Source organism: Bartonella sp. AP30XZML, from assembly GCF_042195945.1.
In the GTDB taxonomy this organism is placed as follows: domain Bacteria; phylum Pseudomonadota; class Alphaproteobacteria; order Rhizobiales; family Rhizobiaceae; genus Bartonella.
Map to the genome: position 1 here is coordinate 1 of NZ_JBHIPJ010000049.1, position 8,644 is coordinate 8,644.

The 8,644-nt window shown below is 39.6% G+C and carries 6 protein-coding genes; 3 read left to right on the top strand and 3 right to left on the bottom strand.

Annotation, left to right across the window (positions count from 1 at the left end):
* Positions 1-397: 397 nt before the first annotated feature.
* On the top strand, positions 398-2,386 hold the full coding sequence (locus ACFIL2_RS03450) for a M23 family metallopeptidase (protein WP_375680654.1): 1,989 nt from the start codon (positions 398-400) through the stop codon (positions 2,384-2,386).
* An 898-nt stretch (positions 2,387-3,284) separates the two neighbouring features.
* Here the strand turns inward: ACFIL2_RS03450 and ACFIL2_RS03455 are convergent.
* From ACFIL2_RS03455 to ACFIL2_RS03465, 3 genes are all read right to left on the bottom strand, one after another.
* Complete coding sequence (locus tag ACFIL2_RS03455) at positions 3,285-4,715, bottom strand: sensor histidine kinase (RefSeq protein ID WP_375680655.1); 1,431 nt, start codon at positions 4,713-4,715, stop codon at positions 3,285-3,287.
* 224 nt (positions 4,716-4,939) lie between these two features.
* Complete coding sequence (locus ACFIL2_RS03460) at positions 4,940-5,494, bottom strand: RNA polymerase sigma factor (RefSeq protein WP_375611691.1); 555 nt, start codon at positions 5,492-5,494, stop codon at positions 4,940-4,942.
* Positions 5,495-5,501: 7 nt separating this feature from the next.
* The gene (locus ACFIL2_RS03465) at positions 5,502-5,705 is read right to left on the bottom strand and encodes a NepR family anti-sigma factor (protein WP_375610684.1); all 204 of its coding nucleotides are present in this window, start codon (positions 5,703-5,705) and stop codon (positions 5,502-5,504) included.
* Between the two features lie 168 nt (positions 5,706-5,873).
* Between ACFIL2_RS03465 and ACFIL2_RS03470 the strand changes: the two genes are divergently transcribed.
* Together ACFIL2_RS03470 and ACFIL2_RS03475 are read left to right on the top strand one after the other, a co-directional pair.
* Complete coding sequence (locus tag ACFIL2_RS03470; protein ID WP_273791319.1) at positions 5,874-6,668, top strand: response regulator; 795 nt, start codon at positions 5,874-5,876, stop codon at positions 6,666-6,668.
* A gap of 22 nt (positions 6,669-6,690) precedes the next feature.
* Positions 6,691-7,704 carry a sensor histidine kinase gene (locus ACFIL2_RS03475; protein ID WP_375680656.1) on the top strand — a complete coding sequence of 338 codons (1,014 nt, stop codon included), beginning with the start codon at positions 6,691-6,693 and terminating at the stop codon, positions 7,702-7,704.
* Positions 7,705-8,644: the final 940 nt, after the last annotated feature.

Below are 8,644 nucleotides of genomic sequence, written 5' to 3' on the forward strand. Positions count from 1 at the left end.
GCCCAAAACAATACCAATAAAATATTGAACAAAAAATCCTATTTCAAGACATTATTGGCAACAAGCAATTATAGGCAAAATCTGCCTTCATAAAAATAAAACATGAAAACAGCAAGGAGTTCAAAGAGAGCATGGCGCCTTTAAAGTAAAATATAGCACCCCATTGCAATGCATAAAAATAGGAAGTTGCCTAGGAATGAGTTAATCACAATAACGCTTGTTTTATGCTACTTTAATAGAGAAAATTTTCTGCGCAGATACGATTTATAAAGACATTGCTGTATAAAGAGAATCGCATGATCTGTAATTTGTAAAAAGAATCAAATTCCTGTAGAAGCATGCTAAGCTATCTATCTAGCTTTCTTTATTTAATATTGAAAAGTACTCTTATAAATCTATGTGGGATAACGAACAACAAAAAAACGATCCTGGACAAGACCCTGCTCTTGTCGTCAAGCGCTTGCGGCCTGCGCGCCGACAGGTCTCTGCTCGTTGGCTTACGGGAACCATTCTGACAGGAATCACTTCCTGCATTCTTATGGGGATTGCACTTTTTACGGCTCTTGATGAACAACAGCGATTGGTAACACCGCCACAATGGTTTACGCAAGAAAACCTATCAGAATCACAAGACCCTGAGGCCAATGGCTATAAAGGTGATCGTATTTCTCCCACCCATGCACGGCAAAGCTTTGACAGAAAACGTCAATTTGAACTATCGATTCTACAAAAAAAAGGCGATGAAAAAGTCATTCAAACACAACATTTTGAATGGATTCGTATGGCTTTAGCCGAAAATCGCCCCCAGAAATATAGTTATCCAAAATTTGATTCTTTAAGCATTCTTGCCAGTGATTCTAAAAATCAAAATATCGCACCACAAGAAGATTCTGGGCAGATTTACGGTGCAAAGGTTGAAACAAAACTCACCTTACGCAGCTATGATTTTAAGGTAAATCAATTCGATTTTGATGACAGCGACACATTGACAGATGAAGAGGCACAACAAGAAGTGCAAAAAGCTGGATTTACTTTAGAAAAGAGCTCCGAACTTCTTTCAGTTCTCACATTGATTGATCCTTTAAAATTAGAAGATGTATCCTCCCCTTCCCAAGGCACAGAATCCCCTGAAGTTCGAATCGTTCAAGAAAATGTAACCGTTTCTCCTCAAAGTCACCGTATCGATCTGACGAAAAACTATGTTGAAGATATTATTCCTATTCGTAAAAAACAAACGATAGCCGATGCTTTCAAAAAAACCAGTTATACAAAAAAGCAAATTGACCAGGTTGTAAAAACGCTAGAAAAAATAAGCCTTTCCGATTCCCTTAAAGAGGGAAGCCTTTTACGCATTGGTATCGTGACACAAGCTGGTGAAGAAGATCATCTCGTACGCGCAAGTATCTATCAAGGGATGCATCATATTCTCACCATTGCCCTGAATGATAAAGGCCAATTCATTGAAAGCACAGAGCCTAAAATGTCTAAAGCACTTAAAACGGCTTTTCAAAATGGTATTCCGCATTCTTATATCAATAGTGCGCAATTACCAACGGCTTATGATGCACTCTATAGTGCTTTGCTAAGCCATAATATATCACAATCTCTCTCTCATCGTCTTATTCGTCTGCTAGCCACCAATATTGACATGAAAAGTCTGATAACACCCAATGATCAGATCGAAATATTTTATGCTGTACCACAAAGCGATAAAGAAAACCAAAATGGCAAAAAGAACTTGAATGCAAAGGAAGCATCCCAAAACACTGATCCAGAAATTCGTTATATTAGCGCAACTTTTGGGAATACAACTTATAAATATTACCGTTATCAATTAAAAGATGGAAGCGTTGATTATTATGATTCTGAAGGGAAAAGTTCAAAGCCTTTCTTGCTGCGCAAACCCACACCAAATGGCATTTTTGGCTCTCCCTTTGGTCCACGCAAACATCCTATTTTAGGCTATGTCCGCATGCATACGGGTGTTGATTGGATTGCTCCTAAAGGATCACCCATTATTGCTGTAGGAGATGGTATTGTCACAAAAGTAGGTGTAACAGGCGGCTATGGAAATCATACGGAAATTCAACATGCCAATGGATATGTCAGCAGTTATTCACACCAAAGTCGTTATGCACCAGACATCAAACCAGGCGTGAAAGTACGACAAGGACAAATTATTGGGTATGTTGGATCAACAGGAATGGCAACCGGACCCCATTGTCATTTTGAAATCATTGTCAATGGCGTCAAGGTTGATCCCATGCGCATTCGTATACCGGATAGCAAAGCCTTAACCAATCAAGACCTACAAACATTCCTACAAGAAAAAAACAACATTGATGCCTTGATCAACAGCCCAATAGCACCCTCCGAAGAGACTTAAAGCATGAAAGCATCTGCATTTTTACGACTCAAAACATCTAAAAAATATGCTTGAGCGCTTACTTTTCTCAAAGAGATTTCCGCATTTTAAATATCTATTAAAGAATACGCCGAAAGATGCCTCCACCCAAGGTCGCATCACAATGATTAAAAATAAAACGCCCTCCCCTTTTCAGGTATACGCACAATAGAAAAGTGAAAAATATGAAACCCCAAAAGGCTAACTCTTTTTGTTTATTTTATCAAAACGATAGCCCGTCCTTATTTGCCATGCAATAAAATCTCAAATCAAAGAGGTGCCCGCTAAAGGATGAAGATTCTAAAATCCATATCATTCTATAAACAACCCGACTTTTTGTTGAATAGATTCCACTTGTTGAATGTATGCTGTTCATAGCCCTAAAGGACGGTGTTTCATGAACTTTCTGAGCACGTTCTACCTTAAGAGTATTCGTTACACACTTTTACAAAAACACCCCATATTTAAAGTTTCACATGCCTTACAAAAAATAACAAGACTTGAAAAAACTCTCTCTTTGCAAAGCAATAGAGCTTACGAATATAAGTATTATTGGCTTAAAGGAGCACTTATTCAAAATAAATTTAAAGGCTAACTTAAACACTTCAAAGCTCTCAGACAAGGAGAACTTTGAAAGCCGATCATCGGAGTCAACAAAGCAAAAAAACAATAAGAGAGAAAATCAAACATACACCAAAAGATAAAGAAGCAAAGTTGTTTCTCTTGAAGGCAATTGACAATCTGATATGAATGGTGCTGTGTTCAAGCTACTGAAGCCGTATTTTTCCTTCTTCTTGTGAAAAGATGCCCTCCCCATACCTTCACGATGAATCAAAGGCAGCATGCCACTGGCAAAGAGAAAATTTACCCTTTTAAAAAATCAGTCAGAGCTTTTTTTTGAACTATTCATGCTAAGTTTTGGCAAAGGAATGACAATCTTTGTACCTCCTAAAGTAGAAGTTTCAAACAGAGGTTTTTCACCAAATTGCATACAGAGCTGTTCCACAACCACACGACCAAGTCCTGTTTTTTGTTTTAAAGTTTGGCTTTTCATTCCCACGCCATCATCTTCTACAATGAGCATCAATTGTCCATCTTTCTGGGGACCAAAGGAGATATAAATATGACCAGACCGTTGATTAGGAAAGGCATGTTTTAAGGAATTGGTTAGCAACTCGCCAAGGATAATTCCAAGTGTTGTCGCATCTCTTGAAGACAGGCGATAATCTTTAAAGTTGGTGTGAATGGTGATGTTTTCACGCAATTCAAAAGGGACTGCCAATTCGACATCATGCACAACAGAGCTGAGAAACTCTGCCAATAGTGTCGTTTCCATATCATCACTTAAGCGCAAACGACGATGTGCTGTAGAAATTGTCTGAATACGATCACGTGCAGCCCCTAGAACAGCACGGACCTCTTCATTTTTGCTCCGGTTTAACTGGAGCCCCAACAAAGAAGACACCGTCCCAAGAGAATTGCCAATACGATGGCTTGCATCCTGCAACAATATTTCAACCCGTTGGCGTTCTTTTTCAGCGTGATTACGTGCTCTTTCTAATTCTTGTGTTCGTTCTTTCACGCGGGCTTCCAGAGCGATATTTTCACTATGAAGCAGCAATTGATACAATTTTAAAGAGCGCATATCACGATGAAAACGATTAATAACAAAATAGGCAGAAATAAAGGTACTCACAACGGAAACAATAGCCGCCAATGTCAAAGCCGCCCGCATCAATGCGATACCCTCACGCTGTTTTTGTCGCACCACATCATCCCCATTAATAAAGCTTGTCATCAATTGAGCTAAACGTGCTACAGGAATCTTTGATACTTCCAAAGAGTCCGCATGAGAAGGTTGAGAAGGTTGTTCAGGAATCGCATCAAGAGCACGCATATGGGCATTCATAAAGGCTTTTCGTGCTTCAACCTCTTCTTTAAAAGCCGTAAACCATTTATACCACTGCGGATGCGCATAAACAATAAGTGCGATATAGTCGAGAATATTCCCCAACTCCCGCTCTGCATTTTCAAAACGTATTTTATCTTCCGCCTTGCGCGTTTTTGCATAGCTGCGGTCAGCAACAGCCATATCAATCAGGCTAATAAGGACTAAATCAGCCTGTTCGCGCAATTCTGAACTTGTATTCAACTGTGCAACTTCTCGATCAACGGCATTTGAAAGCAACATAATAAAAACCGATGCCAAAAGAGCCATAACAAGAGAAACAACAATCGCACCCCACCGCCAGCGTGATATCGTTGCATCAGAAGAAGGCATTTGAGGCATCAAATTTGTTTTTGTTGTCATAGAATGTCCATTGGCGAACTTGAAAGTCGTCATTTTTCAGCACAAAGGAAGGCAACCTTATGGAACATAAAACCTAAAGCCCGTGAGAAAGTTTTATACAGGCTTTTCTTGTGTTCTTAAAGATACAGGCCAAACTTCTGAATTCCCTCAGATACTGACTTTACTGTAATAGCTATAACGGGAATAAAAAAAACAAGGCTATCAATCATAATTATTATGCTTTTTTAGCCGTTAAATGAACACAATGTACTTCCAGCTGAGTAAGAATCAGGACCATAATCAGACTCACCATTGACTTTAAGAAGTTCTTGTAATCGATTACGCGCCCTGCTCACACGGCTTTTAATGGTTCCAACAGCACAACCACAAATAGCCGCAGCATCTTCATAAGAAAACCCCGATGCGCCAATGAGAATAATGGCTTCTCTTTGATCGGCAGAAAGCAAATTTAAGGCTTTTTTGAAATCTTGCAAATCAAGTGATCCATATTGAGCAGGATGAACAGCGACATTTTGAGTAAACACGCCGTCGGTATCTTGAACTTCTCTTCCCTTTTTACGCATTTGACTATAAAATTCATTGCGCAAAATGGTAAAAAGCCAAGCTTTAAGATTAGTTCCCATCTCAAAACTATCTTGCTTAGCCCATGCCTTCATAACAGTATCTTGGACCAAATCTTCGGCTTTATCGTGCTTGCCACTTAAAGAAACAGCAAAAGCTCGTAAAGCCGGCAACACAGAAAGGAGTTCTTGTTTAAAGTTTTTCGCGCACTTTGACATAAAGGATTCAAACCTTTTCCACATTGTTTAAGCCAAATTGCTCTGCGCGCTCCAACTTTTCTAAAAGCTCAAGCAAACACCGTGGCAGTGCTTCTTCTTGAATTTCCATGTAAAATTGACGTAACTTCCGTGCTATTTCGCTATTGACCCCGAGAAGATCATCTCCAACTCTAAATTGTGTGGTGAGATTTTTTTCATCACGGTCGTTCATTTTTCATCCCCCTAATCCATATATTACTAGTAGTACCGCGAAGAATTTTTCGCCTTATGGTTGTAAATATAGCTGCCGGTAAAAAGTTCCATACAAATCAAGGAACTTTTTTATCGGTTGAGAATTTCAACCAACAAAATGCTTGAAAGGTCAAAGGAGTTATAAATTATGTCATTATCAACGCGCATTGCCCCGCATCTTCCCTATCTTCGGCGTTTTGCCCGCTCTGTCACCGGTAGCCAATCCTCTGGCGATGCTTATGTTTCAGCGATGTTGGAAGCACTCATTGCCGACATCTCCATTTTTCCCAAAGCCTCCACTGACCGAATTGGTACCTATTGGCTTTTTTGCCATCTTTTTGACCAAACCACACCAAACATCCCTGAACCCCTGCCCCAATTTGGTCTTGAACAAAAAACCAGTGCCAAATTATCCTATCTCACGCCCCGCGCACGCCAAGCATTTTTGCTCATTGCCGTTGAAGGATTTCATGAACAAGAAGCCAGCGAAATCATGAATCTGGATACGAAAGAATTCCGTAAGCTGCTCAACCAAGCATCCATTGATATTTCTCAACAAATTGCCACTGAAGTAATGATTATTGAAGATGAACCTCTTATTGCACTTGATATTGAGCAAATGGTAGAAAGCTTAGGTCATCATGTTGTAGGAATAGCGCGCACGCGTGATGAAGCTGTCATCATGTATCATAAGAAAAAACCACGGTTGATTTTGGCTGATATTCAATTAGCCGATAACAGTTCAGGTATTGACGCAGTCAATGAGATTTTGAAAAATGACCGTATACCGGTGATTTTCATCACGGCTTTTCCCGAAAGGCTACTGACCGGCGAGCGTCCAGAACCAACTTTTTTAGTGACCAAACCTTTTAACCCTGATATGGTGAAAGCACTTATTTCCCAAGCTTTATTTTTTCAAGAGAATGCTTCTAAAGCGGCTTAGAACAGAGTAACATCTTAAAATTATGATCGTTACGCCTCTTTCAAAGTCCCCCATGGATAGATCTCATATGAGTGCGCTCATGCAAGCGATTCGTGGTGCTGATATTTGTGTTCTCTATCAGGCAACAAATCTGGTTTATTTATGGGCTGAAAACTTACCACACCATTTACACAATAAATGGCGGGTTGGGTGTCGTGACAACGACTTTTTTTCGCTTGACCTTGCAGACAATATGGAAACCATCAAACTGCAAGTTTTAGCGAGTGGCAAAATGCAAACTGTTGAAGCACGTTTTGAAGATACAAATAAACAAGAGATTTGGTACAAATTTTCTATTGATTGCCACCGCAATGATAACGAAGACATTATTGGGATTATCACCACCGGTGTCAATATTTCCGGCTTACGCCGCCGTGAACAAGTGCTTAAAATCCTTCTTCGCGAGGTCAGTCACCGTTCTAAAAACCTTCTAGCGATCATTCAAAGTATTGCCAGCCAAACCGCCCGCTACACTGAATCTCTTCAAGTTTTTTTACGAAAATTTCAAGGTCGTCTTCATTCTCTTTCTCATTCTCAAGATCTGATCACTGATTCCGATTGGCGCGGTGCTCAATTTCGCGAATTGGTCCAAACGCAGGCTTTAGGTTATTTTATGAAAGAAACAGAACGTTTTTCACTTGAAGGCGTCGATCCTTATCTTTTTCCCAATGCCGCTTTGCATATCGGTTTGGCTTTTCATGAACTGATTGTCAATTCTCTTTCTTTTGGAGCTCTTTCCCAAGAAAAAGGGAGCATCTGTGTACGCTGTGAAATCAAAACAAAACTGAATGGCAAAACACAACTTATCATCACTTGGCATGAAAATTTTGAATCCGGCATCCCTCCCACAAACAATAAAAAAGCCTGTTTTGGTAGTGCCGTTCTCGAAAAAATCGTTCCCATTTCCGTGAATGGTTCAGCTTCCCTCAAATTGACACAAGAAGGAATTGTCTATTGCCTCTCTGTTCCTGATACTTATTTTGATATTTTTTCTTAAAAGAGCATTTTAAACAATGAACAAGAGAAGTTTCCCCTTTTTTAGCAAAATGTCTCATCTGTTTATTAAGCACAAAGATATTTTCCAACCTCTTTAAACCAACCTCTATTGTCCCCCAATAGTTCCCCAAAACCTTAACGATGAGAACTGAAGGCCACATAAAATCCATTCCCGCTGTCAATCAACTTTCATCCCTTATAGAACCGCATATTTTAAGAGAGAAACCAAAACAATGAAGAGTAAACCGTTTCAGCTTTTATATGCCAAATAAAAGCGAACCTATTACCTATCTCTTTTTGTGTAACTTTCGCAATGCGCATACAATTCCATTTTGGCAGAATATGAAATTTCAAGGAGTAAAGCTAACATCCATCATCACTCTCCAGCTTTACGGGACTAAAGCATCCACGACAACAACAATTAACTGATGAAATTACACATTTTATGCTTTTATTTATCGCATTCTTTAATGGAGATATCCTCTTCAGGTACAATAGGACATCCTAAAACAGAATACACGTGTGTCCCTCCATTCACGCACTTTTTAATATTTCCCAGTGTATCCCCGCTCATTTCAAAACAGTATCTGTAAATAAGATATAATAGCCCCCGTAAAGTGAACCATCAAAACTGCCCCTTGTTACCCCACGTCCTTCTTTACCTTCATACCCCTTTTCACTTCATAAAAGTAGTAGCTGAGCATCAGCATACCATTTGTCTCTCATGTTACTAACAGCCATTGACCTTTGAGAGCGTCCATAAGAGGCATTTCAGTCTTTTTTCAAATATTACTCACCAACACAAAGCCCACACACACCCTTTTATGACGTGCAAGCCAATGACTTTGATTAATTCACTATAGAATAAAATCTCAAAGGGGAACCCGCATCTCAAAGGGGAACCCGCATCTCAAAGGGGAACCCGCATCTCAAAGGGGAAC